General features: G+C 39.1%; 14 protein-coding genes and 2 pseudogenes. 8 read left to right on the top strand and 8 right to left on the bottom strand.

Annotation, left to right across the window (positions count from 1 at the left end; all coding sequences use genetic code 11):
* Positions 1-95 precede the first annotated feature (95 nt).
* Genes DPF93_RS16785 through DPF93_RS16770 form a run of 4 tightly spaced genes read left to right on the top strand, consistent with a single transcriptional unit; the run spans position 96 to position 7110 of the window.
* On the top strand, positions 96-1571 hold the full coding sequence (locus DPF93_RS16785; protein WP_114767265.1) for a tyrosine-type recombinase/integrase: 1476 nt from the start codon (positions 96-98) through the stop codon (positions 1569-1571).
* Entirely contained in the window at positions 1568-4663 is a 3096-nt protein-coding gene (locus DPF93_RS16780; protein WP_114767264.1) for a hypothetical protein, read from the top strand. Before DPF93_RS16785 ends, DPF93_RS16780 begins: the two co-directional genes overlap by 4 nt.
* Positions 4656-6713 carry a hypothetical protein gene (locus DPF93_RS16775; protein WP_114767263.1) on the top strand — a complete coding sequence of 686 codons (2058 nt, stop codon included), beginning with the start codon at positions 4656-4658 and terminating at the stop codon, positions 6711-6713. Before DPF93_RS16780 ends, DPF93_RS16775 begins: the two co-directional genes overlap by 8 nt.
* The gene (locus DPF93_RS16770) at positions 6706-7110 is read left to right on the top strand and encodes a hypothetical protein (protein ID WP_114767262.1); all 405 of its coding nucleotides are present in this window, start codon (positions 6706-6708) and stop codon (positions 7108-7110) included. Before DPF93_RS16775 ends, DPF93_RS16770 begins: the two co-directional genes overlap by 8 nt.
* Positions 7111-7320: 210 nt before the next feature.
* Here DPF93_RS16770 and DPF93_RS16765 read toward each other — a convergent pair whose 3' ends face one another.
* The 4 genes from DPF93_RS16765 to DPF93_RS16750 all read right to left on the bottom strand — a co-directional run bounded on the left by DPF93_RS16765 (position 7321) and on the right by DPF93_RS16750 (position 11325).
* Entirely contained in the window at positions 7321-8232 is a 912-nt protein-coding gene (locus DPF93_RS16765; protein ID WP_114767261.1) for a restriction endonuclease, read from the bottom strand.
* Positions 8233-8691: 459 nt separating this feature from the next.
* Positions 8692-9132: a TIR domain-containing protein gene (locus DPF93_RS16760; RefSeq protein ID WP_114767260.1), complete on the bottom strand. Its 441-nt coding sequence runs from the start codon at positions 9130-9132 to the stop codon at positions 8692-8694.
* A gap of 1 nt (position 9133) precedes the next feature.
* A complete protein-coding gene (locus tag DPF93_RS16755; RefSeq protein ID WP_114767259.1) occupies positions 9134-10588 on the bottom strand; it encodes an SIR2 family protein in 1455 nt (484 codons plus the stop codon).
* A gap of 365 nt (positions 10589-10953) precedes the next feature.
* Entirely contained in the window at positions 10954-11325 is a 372-nt protein-coding gene (locus DPF93_RS16750; RefSeq protein WP_123777563.1) for a hypothetical protein, read from the bottom strand.
* 216 nt (positions 11326-11541) lie between these two features.
* Between DPF93_RS16750 and DPF93_RS16745 the strand changes: the two genes are divergently transcribed.
* Positions 11542-12171 (top strand): hypothetical protein, encoded by a 630-nt coding sequence (locus DPF93_RS16745; protein WP_114767257.1) that lies wholly within the window; start codon positions 11542-11544, stop codon positions 12169-12171.
* 141 nt (positions 12172-12312) lie between these two features.
* On the opposite strand, the gene DPF93_RS16740 is transcribed toward DPF93_RS16745, so the two are convergent.
* Entirely contained in the window at positions 12313-12978 is a 666-nt protein-coding gene (locus DPF93_RS16740; protein ID WP_114767256.1) for a hypothetical protein, read from the bottom strand.
* Between the two features lie 675 nt (positions 12979-13653).
* Between DPF93_RS16740 and DPF93_RS21560 the strand changes: the two are divergent.
* Positions 13654-13761 (top strand): annotated as a pseudogene (locus tag DPF93_RS21560) (IS630 family transposase); the annotation flags it as partial.
* 34 nt (positions 13762-13795) lie between these two features.
* Here DPF93_RS21560 and DPF93_RS16735 read toward each other — a convergent pair.
* Positions 13796-14047, bottom strand: a complete 252-nt coding sequence (locus DPF93_RS16735; protein ID WP_114767255.1) for a hypothetical protein — start codon at positions 14045-14047, stop codon at positions 13796-13798.
* 1139 nt (positions 14048-15186) lie between these two features.
* Here DPF93_RS16735 and DPF93_RS16730 point away from each other — a divergent pair.
* Positions 15187-16107, top strand: a pseudogene (locus tag DPF93_RS16730) (YifB family Mg chelatase-like AAA ATPase); the annotation flags it as partial.
* Between the two features lie 111 nt (positions 16108-16218).
* Here DPF93_RS16730 and DPF93_RS16725 read toward each other — a convergent pair.
* The gene (locus DPF93_RS16725) at positions 16219-17187 is read right to left on the bottom strand and encodes a DUF2860 domain-containing protein (protein WP_114767254.1); all 969 of its coding nucleotides are present in this window, start codon (positions 17185-17187) and stop codon (positions 16219-16221) included.
* Positions 17188-17361: 174 nt separating this feature from the next.
* Between DPF93_RS16725 and DPF93_RS16720 the strand changes: the two genes are divergently transcribed.
* Positions 17362-18306 carry an acyltransferase gene (locus DPF93_RS16720; protein ID WP_114767253.1) on the top strand — a complete coding sequence of 315 codons (945 nt, stop codon included), beginning with the start codon at positions 17362-17364 and terminating at the stop codon, positions 18304-18306.
* Positions 18307-18321: 15 nt separating this feature from the next.
* Here DPF93_RS16720 and DPF93_RS16715 read toward each other — a convergent pair whose 3' ends face one another.
* Positions 18322-18924 (bottom strand): thiol:disulfide interchange protein DsbA/DsbL, encoded by a 603-nt coding sequence (locus tag DPF93_RS16715; RefSeq protein WP_114767252.1) that lies wholly within the window; start codon positions 18922-18924, stop codon positions 18322-18324.
* Positions 18925-18942: the final 18 nt, after the last annotated feature.

Below are 18942 nucleotides of genomic sequence, written 5' to 3'. Positions count from 1 at the left end.
ACCGTCACCTCGATCGCATTTATGGAAGTGTCACCTAGAATATAACGGATAAAATGTTACTTTTTATTTAATGTTACTTAACTGTGGTCATCCATATGATTCTTAAGAAGGCGATCGAATTAGAAGTAGGTGCATTAGGTTCTTTCAATGGAGAGACAGAAGCACTGAATGGCGAACATTTAAGAGTTATCAAATATCAGGCACCAGAAGTTGTACTTAAGTTTCCCATCTTGCATAGCACTTCTATGATGAGTGAATGTCTTGATGCTAACTTGTTCTTACAGCAGAAATACACAGGTCGTGTTAATTATAAGGATATAGAGGACAAGAATAGAGATAACGATGGTGAGACAGTTCAGGTGATCACACTTGATAAGATAGCAACTTCACTCAAAGCATACCTTACCTTCTGTGAAGAACAGAACTTATATATTTACGATGGACTGCTAAACACTTTCTCTGCTGACCAGAAACTATGGCTGCCGCCATACCGATTTAAAAGCCATGTTATTGATAGAGTGAAATCTAGAGAGATAGAGTTCAGCACTGGGAACCTTTTACTCTTGCACGTTAAACAGTTTTACGAATGGATGTATAAGACTGGTCGAATTGACAAGATCCCTTTTGATTACAAGTACGTTTCAGTATCCAAGAGCAAGGATAAAGACGATGATGAGTTGGATTTTCTCTTTGCTCCTGATGCTGTTATTTCTGCATATAAGAAACCACTCCAAGTACAAACAACTGACCTAAGAGTGCCGAAGAAACACAAATCGGATAGGGTAAAACGAGACAATCAGCCTTGGTCACTAGCTGAAATCACGGCTTTTTTCGGAACTCAATACATGCAGTTTGAGACAAGACGCCTGTGGGCTGATTTAGGTTTTCAAGTGGGTCTCAGAGCTAAAGAAATAACACGCTTACCTGCTGAACAAATAGACGATCCTGAACTCTCTGATAAATCAGTATTCGATGTTGAGATAATTGGCAAAAATGACAAGCGAAGAACCGTATTAGTCCCCAAGAAACTGATGTCACGCCTTTTTGCCTACAAGAATTCTGCTAAACGACTCAGGCATATGCCTAAGTACAAATCCTACTTAGAAAGCCTTCCAGAGCACTCCGATGTATTAGCTTACGAAAAAACACACGGTAAGCCATTGTTTATAAACCAACATGGGGCCAGAATCTCTGAGCGCTCAGTTATTAATATTGTTTCCAAATCGAGACCAGAACTCAGAAAAAAAGGCAACCTAATCCTTGATGAGCCGCACTTTCATGGCTCTAGAGCCACATATGCTACAAGGCTAATTAAAGCTATGTTCGCTATGGGGATGCCATTAGGTTTCATCAAATGGAAGGTTATGGAGCTGCTAGGTCACAATAGCTGGGACACTACATTACAGCATTACGTTAATGTGGCTAGAGGCATTACATATGATGAGAAGTTAGACCTGTGGGTTAGTGAAATTTACAAGGATGTTGAAGAACGTTTAACTCGGGAAAAACAGGAGCTAAGTAAAGAAGTGGAAGCTTCAGTAAGAGAGCTAGGAAGTGAGGAGCAGGGATGACAATAAATGAAGCAAACATGGTCAAAAAGTTTCACGAGAAGAATGAATCCATCATTGAAAGGCATCATTTGCAAGACTCTAGGCTACTGAAGCAATTAGATAGCATAATCATAACCCCTCTACCTGCGGGAGTATCAAGGCACACAAAGATCCAAACAATAAATTATTTCTTTGAACTCTTGGAATGTTTACCCGATGAAAACCTTCAGATGTTGAGAGGTTCTGGCGTAAGCTTCTTGTTAGAAGAAACAGAGGCATGGGTTGAGTTAGAATATCTTATTCATGCTGCTCATGCATCTAACCCCAAAAAAGCAGTAGGATTAAGAAAGGCTTTAGCAAATACAATAAATTACTCTCATGGTATTTATGTAACATCTAAAATAGTGACTACAGATACACTGGTAGGTAATGAGTACCGACTTCAACTACACAGTGATCTCATTTTTAATCATGGACTTTTGGGTACAAAGCTTTTTCAAGATCTAAGAAACTTAACTTCCTCTGTTTACAAATATGGTGGATTATCAGGAACGCTTGCTGGCTCTATTAAAGGTTTTTTTGACATCTTGCCCCTTTTGAATAATCAGCAAATCAATAATTTAAAAGAAAAAGGTTTGCTTCCATTTATAATCAATAAGGTGGATTGGATCGAACTTGAGTATACCATATACAATGCAAGTGACGAAAAATCAGCTTCGCTACTAATAAAACAACTAACTAATTTAATAAATTACTCTAATGGTGTTTATAAGCAGGCTGATTTAATTACAACAACTAAACATGAAGGGATTGATACCCCTATTCTATACAGTGCTTACAATGTGTCGATTGAGTTTTTTGATGCAATTGCTGATTGGAAAGTTAAGAAACTAAGTAATGATGCTAAAGAAGGCACTGTCAGGTTGGGTATAGCTGGTGTATTAGAAGCAATAGAGTACATAAAAAGCACTGATAAGTATAAAGAAACATTCACTGATATAAATCTGGCGATATTCAATGAAAACATAGAATTGTCAGAAGATTTAAAGAGGGATGTAGTTCATTTTAACCATAAGTCTATGATTGAAGTCTTGGCTCCGCTAGGTATTGATTATCCAAATTATAGAGTGCCAATGAAGTTATATGGAGGGGAGGTGTTTTTAAAGAACACCTACAAGCACTCAAAGTTAATATTCAATGAATTAGCTGATATAGCTGCTAGTCATGAATTTAAGGGGGTAAGTAGAATCACTGCCATGCATTACTTTTCAGACTTTGATTCTATCGGCCTTCCACTGCTAAAAGAAATACTATCTGATAATGAGTTTAATGAGTTATGCAGATTAGGTCTTAATTATTTAGATAAAGAAGATATCAATGATAGGGTCAATGACCGCGCAAGCGTAATTGGAACAAAGTCACTCTATCGCCTTGGACTATCAATACTAAATCAATATTTCAATAAAGAAGTCTTTGTTATAAAAGATTCTCCATATACGATATATTTTAGCGGAATATCAAGAAATGATGAAATGAAGTCTATGAGTCTAGATGTCTTAGGGAATTTATCAGAAAAGGCCTTTCATGATTTCAAGGTAAAACATGAAGAATATATGCGAAATCTAGACCAGGTTGATATATCTGAAACAACCTATTACTCAAAGATTCAGAATTTTATAGCTGGTTTGAAAAAAGTCTTGCCAAGGTTATCTAGTAAACAATTAGAGGCAATTAAAGATAATGGATTATTAGCCTTTGTTGATAGAAGATACAATATAGGTGTTACTTGCTTAGAGATATTTCAATCCCTTGTAAAAAATAAGAGCGAAAATTCTAAAACAATTATGCAATATAGAACATCATTTAGGAGTATTATTGGCGAGTTTGCTGGAGAGATTCCTGATGTGTATGTTATATCAACCGCCAAAGATGAGAAAATTAAGAAGCTTTCTGGTAATGGCGATAAACACTATACAGTGGAAGAAGTTAGAGAGTTGGCTTTTTATATAGAGAAAGCACTAAGGTGTAAGAATACATCTTTACGTAATAAAATATATTTCTATTATGCAAAGATACAAATTAAGACAGGTTGGAATCAACAGCCATTATTGGACTTATCACTAGACAGATTAACCAAAAGAGTTAACCCTATAACTAATCAAGAAAACTATGACTTGGTTTTAATTAAAAATAGACGATCGTATAAGCCAAGTCAATATTATTTCGATGGCAATTCAGTTACAGATCGCGACTTAAGGTCGGTTGTGAGAGATATTCTATTTGTCAGAGATAACCTAACTTCTGAATTAAGAGAAAAATCCCATCTTGAAAATTATTTATTTATAGAGCCGTGTGAAGTAAATGGTGCAAGAAGGATAGAGGCTGGTAATCTAAGAAGGCTACCTAAATTAATATCAAACTTGGGGTGCGAGATACATTATAACCCAAGAAAAGTTAGGAGAGGTGGTGTCAATTTTATTTATAAAAATATAGCCAAGAGTGTGAGAGAGTATGAGAGTTTGGCGGCTCATAACTTTCAAACTTTCCTTAAAAGCTACAAAGTTATATCAAAATCTGAGGGTGAGGAAACACTTTCAAGGGGGATCGATATAATGGCTAACTACTTATCAGGGAAAGAAATAAGCCACGAGTTAAATGCTATTGATGATATTAATGAACTTGGTAATGCTCAAGAAACGCCAGCAGGGGTTTGTTCATCAGAACCCGATAGCGACGAAGTGAAACGATATAATAAATTAAATTCTAAACTTGTTGACAAATACAATAAGTATTGTGGCGATTTTCTTGCCTGTATTTGGTGTAAGTATTTTAAAGTAGTAAAAGACGCAGACCATATGTGGAAATTATTGTCATATAAAGAATATGTCATATCATCAATGGAGCGAGCTATAGTCAACAATGAAGACCCTGAAAATCAGAGGGAGTTCGTTGATATACTGTCAAAGAGAGTTGATGAAATTATATCTTTCATAGAAGAATCTAAGCCAGATATTGTTAATAAAGCGAGATCTCTAATTGAGAAAAATGGGCTACACCCTGATTGGGAGTTTGCATTTCCATTATCTGATATTGTAGGTTATAGCCATGAATAAATTGGATGAAGTGTTTGATAAGCTAGTGTCTCAAGAGCAAGATGGAAGCTACAAAATTAACAGGCTAACATTGAAGGAAATTAATGAAATACCTGATTTTATTGTCTATGATTCACAGTTGAACGCCGAAACTTACAATTTTAAAGGCAATAAGTTTAGACCAAATAGAACTGAAAAAAGACTCGTAATAGATACGCTTCCTATATTCGAATTTGAAGTGAAATTGATCCTTATATTAATGACTAAGCGTGGTACTAAACTAGGAGGTGCCACAAAAAGATTCAGTACATCTTCAAGGATAATAAAAGAACTGATAAGGTTATCAAAGTATCTTAACTCCAGAGGTTATGAATCATTTCATGAATTAGGTGAATTACCAAAGTTGAAATTTAATGATATTGTTTCATCTTATATTAACTATAGGCAGAAGCATGGTCAGTCAACAGTTGGTGTAGTCAAGGACTCCTTGACCGTGTTGTTAGATCTTAACTTTATTAACAAACCATTTGTAAAGGAAATTATAAAAAATAACACTAAGGACAAACGAAATGAAGCTGATACTATAAACCGACTGAAGCACCCATTAGTTCCACCGATGATTCTGAAAAAAATAATTTCCGAATGTAGTGAGTTATTTGAAAATAAAAAGGACATAAAACGATTTATCACCCTAGGGAAAAAAGTTAATGTCAATTTGGAAGATTACGCATTAAGAAAATCAGATACAACACATTCTATTTATTATCTTTTGAAGAGAGAGCTCAGTAATGATGAAATTATTGAATACAGAACCTTAAGAAACAATATAAAACGAATAACCCCTTATACCTTTACTATGATGTTAGCTCTTACAGGATTTAGGGTATCGGAAGGCAAGGCAACAAGAAATAACTCTCATAAGCGTAAAATAGAAAACGGGAAGATGAAATATTTCATTGAGTCAACGTTGAGGAAATATACCAATGAGGATGTTGTTCTTGATTGGGTGTCCTGTAAACAAGTGTATGACGCTATGAGGTTATTAAGTGACGTTAATGACGTCTATTATGATAGAATTAAGCTAATTCTAGAATACTACCCTTCAAAAATTACTAAAACGAACGCGGAGCTATTTAAAGAAGCTCTTAAAAGTAATTACCTCTTCGCATTTAACTACGCATCACAAACAGGAAGCCTCTGGTTTCCTAAACCAATCAACCCAATAAAAACAGATACTTCTGGGCAAGGTACGACTGCGGTATCGTTAGATTTAATTGAAGTTGAAGTAACAGAGTCTGATATTGATTTTTTAAAAAAATACAAATGTAACTATAAATCAGTAAGTGCAAACTCTGGTATGAGAGGAGTTAAATATAAAGTAGGAGATATTTTCAGAGTTACGCCTCATATGCTAAGGCATAGTTTTGCGTGGTTCATTATTGCCAATAAGTTAGGTGATATTCATCATATATCCCAACAATTTAAGCATATGAGAGAGATGGTCACATTTGTTTATGCTCAACGTGGTTTTGAAGCGATTGACGATTTAAGAAATCTTATCGAGGGATTTGATGCTCTTTTAACAGAGGAAGCAATTACAGATATTGTTGAAAGCGCTATGAAAGGTGAAATAGGTGGTGGCGGCGGAAAGCGACTGAAAAATATCATCAATAAACTAAATAAAGGTCAATCAGAAATTATATTCTCGACAGACCATCAGGAACATATAGAGAGTATCCAAGAGTTAATTTCCTTAGCGACAAAAAACAGTGATGGAATCCTTGGTTTACCTCATGGTTATTGTGCAGCAGGTTCTAGCTGTAAAATGCATAATGTGGCCGTTCCTGATAGCTGTATTCATTGCCATACATATTTTGCGACTAGAAGGCACTTACCATTTTGGACAGCAACCCAAAACAGCGCCGAGCGAGGCATTAGTCGAATCATGGATGCTGGCTTAGCTGATAGATACCAAGCCTTATTAAGTGTCTTGAAAAGGACGCTAGCATCAGCTGATAAGGCTATATCTGATATAGAAGGTAATGGAACAAAAGAGGTTTATAATGGGTAAAGTATCAGAGGAAAAAATTGAGCAGGTTTTAGCTCTCTTTATCAGTGAAGATAGAAAAGTCAATGCTAATGCCATCGCGAGATATCTAGGCTGCCAACGCTCTAACATCGCCAATAACTATCCTAAACTATTGGCAAAAATAGACACTGCAAGGCAAGTTCAAAAAGAACAATGGGATAATAGAGATTTATCCGATAAGAATAAGAAGCTGACAGAGCAGATTAAGAAGCAGCAGAATGCTATATCACAGTTGAGTAAGTCGGCTAAAGATGATGACGTAGCGGTCTTACTATCACACATTAATGCTTTGTACAGCATGTATGATGATATGAGAGTCAGGTACGAGAATGCATCTGAGTTACTACTAGAATATAAAGAAAAGTATGGAAAGCTTTAATGTGTAGTGACTTAACTCATACACGATCTGACTGCTTTGGTGTCGGAGGACAATAAAATTTGATCGGAAACGTGCCTTTTCAAGCGATTCGTATCCTACAGAAAAGCTCAAGTTTGATCATTTTTAAAGTGCACTGCTACCCGAAACACGATGGAAATGACAATAAAGTCTGTCAGATGAGCAAAAGTATGTTGAATCCTTGGACGTTTGTTATCTGATTTTAGAACGCCCATCAATAGCGTTAACGTATATGTCGCCTTTCGTTTGAGCCGACTTCACTTTCTTGTCTAACATATCAGAAAATGTTTGATATCCTTCTAAAACCATCATCAGATCTTGTCCATCAACGAGTATTGTTTTTATTGCCTTTCCATGCACTAAAGAGCTTAAAACATTTGTACTGAATCCATTAATCGATACGAAAATTCCTCGGCCGTAAAGCTTACCTTCTACTTTTCCCACTAATTGATAGATCGGTTCATTAGACGCTGATTGTTCTTGCCATTTTGCTTCAACAATGTAGTGCTCACCATCAAATTTGATAGCACCATCTATCTGCTCCCCCCTCACTCTGAAAGGCTCAGTTGTTTCGCATTTAGATAGCTTTGCAAGCTCTAACAGAATCTGTTCTAACTCATAACCTCTACGCTGTAATGACTCCACTCCCGACATTAAAGCCAGGTAACGCTCTTTCAGTGCATTCAATGTTTGTGTCGGTTTTTGATTTGCCTCCGCTCGTTCTTCACGGGCTTTGCGCTCGGCCTTTATCTTATGATCTCGAATCTCTTGCAGCTGTTTTAAGTGGCTAATAGAACCCTCAGCATCAGTTCTATTGAGCTTGCGCAGCTTATCAAAGTAATAGGGGTCAAATTGAGACCAATTAGTCAGAGCTTGCAGCATTGACCTGAAAACACCTAACCCTTGGTCGCTTTTATTAGATAGGTGATCAAACATGTTATCGATGATTTCGTGACGATGTACGTCAGCGAGATTCCCGATGACTGTCATATCTTGTTTGGAACAACCACAATTACTAAAAAAACTTAATATGTCCTTTTTAGGCCAAAAAATTTTGAGGATACAATCTCGCATCGCCATTTTGATATCTGAGGGAAAGCTCATATTGAAAACCTTACTAAAATTACAGCTTAAGTCATTCTAAATAAACTTAACTGTTCTTTGTACTAGTAAGTGAGGTAAACAGAACATCCGCTAACAGTTTCTTTTCAGCAAACATTGGCTTTATAGTATTTTCAGAAAATACAGACGCCATAGCAGCAACATACTGTTTTATGAGTCTTATTCTTCCTTCCACTCATAAATTGCAAAACATGTCTGTATAATCACAAATGATCAACTAGGCTAATAATTTGTTATTAGTATATGTAGGTCAAGAACTGACATGAGTAAGTGGTCAGGAACCTTGAGCTAAACAGTTTTGGGGCACTTTTGAGTTTCGAAGTGCCACCTGCGAAGGTTCTGGACAAAAATGAGTCAGGAAAATGAGGGGTAATACTCGGGTCGCCAACGCCCAAACCGGAGAGGATTGGGCCTTTGCTTAGCGCCGTTTGCTATAGGTTTTTACTTACCTGCCTCTTTTGCCGCTGTTTCAATCCAGTCCCCCATATTTTTATATCCCTCATCTTTATTCCAAAGGTAAAACTGGTATCCTTTAGGTATTTGACCGCAGCGCTCAGACGTTTCACCTTGCAGGTTTTTAATTTTGCTGATGTCTATTCCCAAAAGTCCATTGCCACGCTTAATACTTTGTTCTATTTCGTATTTTACCCAACGGCTACTACAGGTTTTCTCGCCCACCAAAACCACGGTAACTGAAGTTCCTTCTAGCTGCTTATCAATCCAACTTCTAATAGCTGCATCACCCTTCTTCTTTACTTCTTCAAATTCGGCTTTATCTATAAAACCTGCTGCTTCTTTCCCTTGTGTGACCCAACTATTTCTCACCACCATAGATCTTGAAACATCTTGATATTTAAAGCTGAAAAATACTTTCCTAGCCATGTCAGACTCCTTTATTTATGGTTAACGCAATTTCTAATATTGATTTTTTGATTTCGTCAAAACTCAAACTACTATCACCAAGTGATAACAGTGCATTTTCTAAATTCTTAGGGAACGAAACTTCCTTAGACTCAATGGCTGATTTAAGCTCAGTCCATAGTACTTCAGCCATAGAACCAGTCGCACCGACAGGCACTACAAACAACCCCTGATTTTGAGCTATTTCATATTCCTCTCTCATTCCATCAGATAGAATCACATTCCCTTCAACTAGTTTGTTACCAAATAGGAAAATTGCTATGCCTGCATATGAAATCATATCTTCTCGGTATTTTCGCCAAAGTAACTTCAAATCCGTTTTCCCAATCTGATTCTGCGGAAAAGGTCTTAATAAAAGCTGATTGTCGTCTAACTTATTTCCGCTCATGTATAATGACTCTAGTGCTCCAGATATCACGGAACTTCCAATCCCCAATCCAAAGCCAGATACAACTCGGTACCCGCTAGAAATCAGATCTTTACTCAATTCATACACAAACTTTTCCGATTCGGCTTTTTCATATGGGGCATAATCATTAGCAGCACCAGATATGAAAATAGACCTTGACTTAGTTTTCATTTCTAACGTTTGAAGAACAGCAGTGATTTCACTATATTCATCAACCATCACTGACTTGATTCCAAACCTAAGTAAATCTTGAATAAAAAGCTCTTGCTTTCTTTCCCTGTATTCAAAATCTGCATCACTTTCATCTTGATCTTTCGTTAGATTTTTCAGCAGGCAATAATGTGGTCTTTGGTCTCTGCTATACGCGATTCGGACTCGACTAAGTATGTAATCAAGATTTGGATCGGTAAAACTAAAACCAAGAAATAGGAACGTTTTTGAAATTAGGTCGCCGCTCAGAGCATTGAGAAAAGGCTGCATTTTTACGTGATAACTTTCATAGTCATCTTTCGTTAAAATGGCTTCGCTAGGATGTTCAACATCACCATGCATTTTATAAACAATCGCATCCCTCTTGGGCACTGTGATTGCTAGTTGTTTATTATTGTACTTTACATCAGGCGTTTTACCCGCATCTAACAGAGCTGACTCAATCATCCTGTCATAATTGGTAGTCCAGAATGTTTCTACCGGAAGGCGCGCCAATATTTTATGATTTTCGGTAAGACTCGCCATTTGAGAAAACTCATTAACTAATAGCTGATTTATCTTCCCCCTATTTGATTGATTCACATTGCAGTGATATTGGGCTAACTGAACTAAGTTATTCTCTTCCCTGTTAATATCTAGGTCTAGCTCATCAGCGATGGGCTGTAATAACTGCTTCCAATTTACGTACCCAGCAGGTATCGACAAGCCAGCTCCAGCAAATACAGCTAAATTTCTATTCTCAATAGCATCTAGAAGCTCTTTTACTAATCTTGCTTTTTCTCTTTCTTTTTTAGTCAAGCGTGTATTCCTTACGACGAGTTGTTAGCAACAATGCTGGTTCGTATGACATCTTATTCAATGGAATTCTTCCATTAGTGACTCTAAAGTTAACATCTCAAATAATGGCATTCAATCATACAGTTAACAGATCCAGCACCTCACATGCCTGCGCCAAAGATGGAACAGTCATGCGGATACATGGAAACGATAAGGAGTGGGTTTATAGCTACTAGTTTTGCTGGCTCCCTAACAAGGAATGGGGCACTTTTGAGTTTCGAAGTGCCACCTGCGAAGGTTCTGGACAAAAGCGTGATAGGGCGATGCCACCCAAAGAGTCTACCTGATTAGAAAAAGCATCTTGAAATCTTAAACGCTTGTTAGATTTATTGTGTCGAAAGTGGTCTATTTTTAATGTAAACCCAGCCTTCGCGCCCATCTTTTAAAGTAAAACCCCGAGCCTGAATTTCGATAAGTAAACGACGGCATTCTTCAGGTTCTGCACCTGTAACTTTCGACAATGTTTCTAAAGAGCGTCCTTCGCTAAATTTTTTGTCACTTAGCATTTTATTAAGTAATGCTTTTCTCGCATCATCGATTGTTTTCTGCTGTTTATTCTGCATTTTAAAAATAATCACGTTACCTATGATTGCGATTAAAGCTCCAACAATGACTCCGCCTAATCCGATCAAAGCAGTTAATATACTGACGTCCATCGTTATCTTCTCAGCTATATCAGCTATAGTTTTTTCGTCCAACTCTAATATTCTCCGTATAAAATCTAACGCTGCATTAAGTGGTGAACAACGCGACCACCCCACCTTAAACCTTGCCACATTTAGCACTGAAGCTGACCTAAGCTGAAATTGCCAAGCGTTGAGAATCCGTCTTAAATGCTTTGTTATGTTACCAAATGCATTACCAACCATACAGCATATGATAACATTCATGATGTTCAAACTCGGAGTATGTATATGAAAGGTTCACTGTTTGCATTTTTAGCTAGCCTAATTGTCATTTTGATAGAAAACAGCCCTGAGTCTGTAAAATCAAACATTAACAAGTGGCTAATCACTTTTAACATTGATCCAGAGAAGCTGTCCTACACTTTTGAGCAGTATACTTACATAATTACTCTAATTGCCTATGTAACAATCGGTATAAGCCTTGCCTTTATTTTTACTAGCTTAAAGAAACGTAACAACGGAAATGAGCAACAAGTTCAATACAATCAATCAGTAACATCCCATAACCAAAGTGGCGGCATTACAGCACATAAAGTTGTACTAGGCTCACAAGAGCGCACATTAACATCAGAACTTAAGCGTGAGTTGCTGAAGGCTTTAGATATTCAGAAGAAAGTAGACTTTTCAATTGCGATGAATGACCAAGAAGCGGAGAAGTACGCATATGAAATTCGTAACTTCTTGATAGCTCAAGGTTATGAGATGGAATTTAGAACAATGCAATATGAGGCTATGGCTGGCGGTCAAGGGATACCCTATCTAAATACCAACGGAGACATCAGCATTATTCTAATTGGACCAAATGTGAAAACTAGCGAGCACATTCAGTTTCTGGGGTCTGCTTGTAGACCTGCATAGGACAGATGGTGAGTTGGTCACATAACGCCGCGTTAAGTGGCGAGCAACGCAAACCACCCTACCTAAACCATTGTGACATAAACACTTAAACTGAAGAAAGCTGAAAACGCCATGCGTTGGGAGTCCGTCTTGAACGCTTTGTTAGGCAATTTTTGTACGTTGTATAAATGACGACACTTCCGGAGCTAACTTATAGTAAAACGCCGCAACTTGTTCTAAGTACCATGTTAGAAATTTGCTGTCGATTTCAATATAAGCACCTAAACGGCCTTTAACCAACCCTTTCCATTGAGCCTTCTGCTTCTCAAACCGTTCGGTCACTTTGCCGTTGTTATGGATTATCTGGTTCCTTAACTTATAAGCGACAATCATTGCATCGGCTTCTTCTTTGCACTCAGCGAGATTAAGATGAGCATTGTCTTCAAGGTAGAGTAGACATTTCTCTACCTTCGACAGCCTCCCTTTCTCATGTAACTTTAGAGGCTGACCTTGATGTAGTGCGAGTAGTTCACATAACTCATATAAGGAATTTTCGACAAAACTCGAAATAGTAATTACTACACTATGTTTGTGTATCCATTCACTCTTTACTATGTCTTCATAGTAAAACATTCCATAGGTCTCACCTAACTCTTGACGCTTATCTTCGCAGGTAGTTTCTGCCAACGATTTCTCAAATTCGCTGTCCAAACGTTTAGCTTTCGATTCCCAGTGAGAATCTATAGATTGGGAAAATCGTCTAATTCGATTAACTTCATTTTGGCTCTGATGACAATAGCAAGCTAAGCCACTTTCAAAAGCATCCATCGTATGTCTCCAGCTAATTGCCTAACAGTTATTAGGCAGAATTAATCTATATTTAAATACAGAAATTTTCTGCCTAGTTCTTTCTTTACCCTAAGATTAGTGGGTTTTTATACATAAAAACATAAACTTAACTACGAAAGCCAGCTAAATAAATACTAAATGTAGAATTAATCTGTATAGATTAAATTTACCCTGTGATACATCACGAGAACTCACTGTGCTAATGATGCTACAGAATGGATAACTTTTAGTAGGGGAAAACCTCATTAACAGGATGTAAATGAGTAAAAGCACTAAGTAGAAAAGGGGCATAAGCTTGCCAGTATGTTCAGCTAAATTTGAACTCAACAGGTTACAAGCATATACTACTGATGCTTGCTATGAGAAGCGTGGCTTCGGCTCCACTCGTAGACAGATGAATTCAAATAGCCCTGTTCTCTTCCGCTCATCGAGTATTGACCGCAGGTAGCGCGTAATAGAGCCACTTCTAGTGGCTCTTGTCGTATCTGGATGTTAGAAAAACTAAGATATTTCCCTTCAAGTTTCCATGTACAGATGTGAGTCATAACAAACTTCGGGGCAGAAACAAGTTGTTCGCAATTGGCCAACAGATTGTTGCCCAAATGAATCTCATCATGATTACGTGCGTTCACAATATGTCTGGGGCATAGATGGGCTACTATACAAACATTTTTTGCTGTGACTCTTCTAGAGATCGCTGGCTCTTTGACATCTCGAATTAATGATGATTTTCAGGTACTCAAGCCTGCATCTTCACGTTGATTCGGTATAGATAGAGCTTCATAACCCCTCCTTATTAACGACCACGGTAATTGTAATAACCACTAGAAGGTGGGTTAATGATCATGTAAATAATGAAAACTATCAAAATAGCTTTCCAAATATATTCACAAACCTTCTTAGCTTCAGGAGACATTTTCGCTTCCAGTAGATCCATCAGCCAACTTATAGGGAGCCACCAGATCGCACTAATCCAAATGAGTACCATAAAGGGGAGCATTAAGACAGAAACACCTAAAAGCCAAGTGTAACCGAATATACTTTTCATTTATTTACCCTCGCAATGTTACTGAAATAACGCTTTGAATCGATATAGTTCATCTTTGCGCATCACCAAATCGTACTTATGAATAACTGTTTTTCAATAAAGATATTGCACTACCTGATCCAGTACGCACTACAACAATCTCTATCAAAAACCAAAGTAAGATCCCATAAATCAATTATCACGTAAGCTAACTAAATGCAGAGTGTAGTGGCACAGTGAATTGGGTCACGTAGTTGGATTAGGAAAATTAAGTCAGATGAAGCTTTGTGATGGACGTGTTGAATCAGTCGAAACAGGGAATGGGGCACTTTCGTGTTTAAACGTGCCGACTGTAACGGTTCTGTAAAAAAGTGTTTTAGCTGACTTGATATAGCCAAAAAGCGATCAATCTTTATTGGAACCGAACATTATTGTCCTCCGACACGTATTTGGTCGCACTTCAAACTTAAGATTACCCATCTTTATCCAATTGTTCGCTTTGTGCACATTTATAACCTTGTGGACAGCTGCGCTCTGATGTTATCCAAGTTCCTATATTAATTTCGTTATAAGCTCTTGTTTTAATTAGTGATCTATAAATGTATTGAGACGCAAATGCCCTAACTCATGGGACAGCATAGGTTATTGCATGGGACAGCATAGGTTGTTGCATGGGACAGCATAGGTTGTTGCATGGGACAGCATATCTAAATCAGAATTTTTTATTCGTTCTAATGCCGATTACAAACCGGTTTGGGGCAGAAGTGCTTTCGAGTGATTTTCACAATAACCTATTGCAAAGTTGAGGGGGTAAAGTTTGTCCAACAACCTGTTGGGCAATTGGGAAACAGCTTGTTTCTCAAATAAATCTCATGATGGTTTCTTGCGTTCTAAACACGTATTGGGGCAAAGGCGTGTTTGCTATAGTCAGTTCGCATCACCTCTACCAAGTGAACTGACAGAGGAGAAATGACAAATTTTATTGTAAATGAACGACTTTATTGGACTCGTTCAAATCCCTCGGTTTAGGTAACGATTTCCCATAAAAACTCAGATCAGTACAGATAAAGTATGCATAAGTAACACTTTTTTGTGTTATCTCTTTGTAGGCTTTATCTGGCAATGTTTGTAATACTTTTAGTAAAAAAGCAGGTGACGCTAGAAGAGTAGAAATTGCCGCTGCAGGACACCATAACCTGTTGTTTCTCGGTCCGCCCGGTACAGGCAAGACGATGCTAGCGTCACGTTTGAGTGATCTGCTACCTGAGATGTCGGATCAAGAGGCGATGGAGTCTGCGTCAGTGGCATCGCTAACTCAGCAAGACATCAATCAATTTAACTGGAAAATGCGCCCATTTCGCGCCCCGCATCACTCTAGTTCGATGGCAGCACTGGTGGGGGGCGGCTCAGTGCCCAGACCGGGGGAGATCTCTCTGGCGCATAATGGTTTGCTATTTCTCGATGAAATGCCTGAGTTTGAGCGCAAAGTGCTCGATGCATTGCGCGAGCCGCTTGAGTCGGGCGAAATCATTATTTCGCGCGCGCAAGGTAAAACCCGCTTTCCCGCCCGTTTTCAATTGATTGGTGCGCTTAATCCTAGTCCGTCGGGTCACTATGATGCCAGCAAGCCGCAAGGCAATACCCAAGCGGCGCTGCGTTATTTGAGCCGCCTGTCTGGACCGCTGCTGGATCGCTTTGATATGTCGATTGAAATCCCGGCGCTGCCCAAAGGGACGTTAGCCGCTGGTGGTGAGCGTGGCGAAACAACCTCGCTGGTGAAAGGACGGGTGCTGCAAGCGCGCGAGGTTATGTTAGCGCGTAGTGGCAAAGCCAATGCGCTGCTCGCAAGTCGAGAAATAGAACGTGATTGCCAATTAGAGAAAAGTGATGCGCAATTTTTGGAGCAGGCGCTACACCGACTCGGCTTATCGGTGCGGGCTTACCATCGCATCATCAAAGTGGCACGTACCATCGCTGACTTAGCTGGTGAAGAGCGTATTGCCCGCCCGCATCTCGCTGAAGCGTTGGGTTATCGGGCAATGGATCGCTTGTTGAAACACCTGCATGCCCAAGCGGTTTAGCGATAGTCACTATTGTGAATAATAAAAAACCCACCAAAAGGTGGGTTTCACAAATCGTCATGATTTAACTATGTAAATCAGTTAGCTTTACAGATTAGTTAGCTATGCTGATTAGAACTGGTAGTTCATACCTACCGACATGATTAGCTCGTTTTTATCGTAGAAATCGATGTTTGAATCTGAGCTGTTAAAACCAGCAAATGAGATGAATGACCAATCTTGCCAGTCCATAAAGTTCGCGTATTCGTAAGCAGCGAATAGGCTCATCTCATCATCTTCACGAGTTTGATTGAACACTGGGTTGTTCGCATCGTAATCACGCGTGTCAAAACCAGCGGTTAGTGCAAATTGATGGCGACCTAGGAATTTGAAGTAGCTTAGTTCTACACCGTAGCCTTTAAAAGAGTTGGCATCGCCATCTGCATCTGAGCTGATAAATGATAGACGTGGTTTAAGCATCGTGGTTTGGTCAACCATGTACTTATAGTCAGTCTTAAAGTAGAACGCATCTGCATCGCGGCGTAGAGTCGGTTCTGTCGCACCAAGTACGTCGTTTTCTACATCTTTAGTTGCGTAAGCCATATCCACAGAGAACTTACTACCAGCAATATTCTCTAGCTTAAGGCGGTAAGCATTACCATCTTCATCTGTTGTTTGACGATTGGTTGCTTGGTATGGGTCTGCCCACACTTCACCCGACATAATGGTTGGCAGAATCGATGCGTCGATGATCATGCCTGATGCCAGTTGATATTTGTAACCCATCTCGAACGCTAGTGTACCGGTTGCGATATCTTCACGAGAGGTACCCATGTAGAACTGCTGGTTAAGGTTCTCACCAAAAGTGTATGACAAGTTACCTAGTGGAAGCAGTAGACCGCCGCTCACTGAATCATTTGGTGCACCAGATGATGTTGTGTTTAGGTTTTTATTGTCGTCATGGGTATTTAGGTTTGACTCTACAGAGTAAAAGCCTGTGCTGAGAGAGATTTCACCAGCGAAGCCGGCAGTTTCAGCAAGTTGTGCCCAAGCAGAGCCACTCATTAGTGCTAACGCAACTAGAGAATATTTTACGTTCATGATTCCTCGGTAATTAAGCAATTTGCCACTTAACGTTGATTGGTAGTGGGATAGAAACCCTGCGTACGTTCAAAACAACAAATCTGACCAATTGGCTAATTGTTTCAAACTGTGAAAGGGTTTGTATAATTGCATATCGTTTTTTATTCGGCGCGAATTTTAACCTGATTTATTATGTTGGCGTATCTATTATTTTTCATCAATGTATCGCTGGTTGTTATCAACTCAGCAGTGATGTCGCTAATTATTTGTTTATTAGCGATATTTAAACTGATTGTGCCAATAAAGTTCTTCAGGCGCTGGATAACCTATAGTGCAAATCGCGTGATGTGGTTATGGGCAACCATCAACGGTGTGATCTTGCGTGCAACAAATGATGTGAAATGGGATATCAAAGGTGTCGAGGGACTTAGCCAAGATGCCTGGTATTTGATGTTCTCTAACCACCGCAGTTGGACTGATATCGTAGTGCTGTGCTATGTATTCAAAGACAGCATTCCAATGCCAAAATTCTTTCTCAAGCAGCAGTTACTTTATGTGCCGTTTATCGGCATGGCTTGTTGGGCGCTTGATATGCCGTTTATGCGCCGCTACTCACGCCAGTATTTACTGCGTAATCCGGAAAAGCGCGGTGATGATTTACATACCACGCGCCGTTCTTGTGCCAAGTTTAAACATATCCCAACTACAGTGGTGAACTACGTTGAGGGCACGCGCTTTACCGAGCAGAAACACGCTAAGAGTAAAGCGGGCTATCAGCATTTATTACAGCCAAAATCGGGTGGTATTGCTTATACGTTAGCGGCAATGGGCGAGCAATTTGATCAGATTATTGATGTAACACTGGCTTATCCTGAAAACACCAAGCAGCCGTTTAAAGATATGTTGATGGGGCGAATGAAGCGCATCGTGGTTGAGGTGGAGTTGCTGCCAATTGATGAGCAGGTTAGCGGTGATTACTTCAACGATAAAAAGTACAAACGCCAGTTTCAGCTTTGGCTCGGAGACGTGTGGCAACGTAAGGATGCCAAATTAGCCAGTATCTATCAGTCATCGCCACAATCCGAGCCGTCAGGCGAGCAAACCGAAATGCCAGTGGTACTAAAAAAGGAGCCGTAGCTCCTTTTTGGTTAATTATTTTAGCGTCAGTAGGTAGTTAACTAGCGCGAAGTACTCATCGATGCTGGTGATTGAGCCGGCTTCCACTAGGTACTTGTTGTTAACGATAACCGCTGGAACGCCAGCAAGACCGCTGTCATTGAACTGCTTGTCCATGCGACGCACCATCGAATCGACCGCGAAACCGTTGTAAGCCGCGTCGAATTTCTTCGCTTCAATACCTTCATCTAGGAAGATTTGGCGAATTTCTGCTTCATTTTTTGGTGCTTTACGCATGTTGTGGATGCGGTTAAACATGATTGGCGCCATTTTCTCTTCGACTTTTAGCACAATCATGGTGGCGAAAGCTTTACTCATTGGCAGACCCATTGCACCACCCATAAATGATACGTGGTTTTTTTGCAGTTTAACGCCTTCAGGTAGCTGTGCTTTTAGCTGGCGAATAATTGGGTCGAAAGTATTACAATGTGGGCAGTAGAATGAGAAAAATTCAGTTACCACTGGTTTTTTCGCAGGCTCAAGGTCTAGCACTTTGTAGTACTCGCCCTCGGTAAACTTAGCTGCCTGAACTGAGAAGCTCAGTATTAAAGTTGTAAATAGTGCAAACAGCTTTTTCATTATTTTCTCCATGTATTT

This window comes from Vibrio rhodolitus, assembly GCF_003350325.1.
Classification (GTDB): domain Bacteria; phylum Pseudomonadota; class Gammaproteobacteria; order Enterobacterales; family Vibrionaceae; genus Vibrio; species Vibrio rhodolitus.
This window is presented reverse-complemented; position numbering and strand designations above follow the sequence as displayed.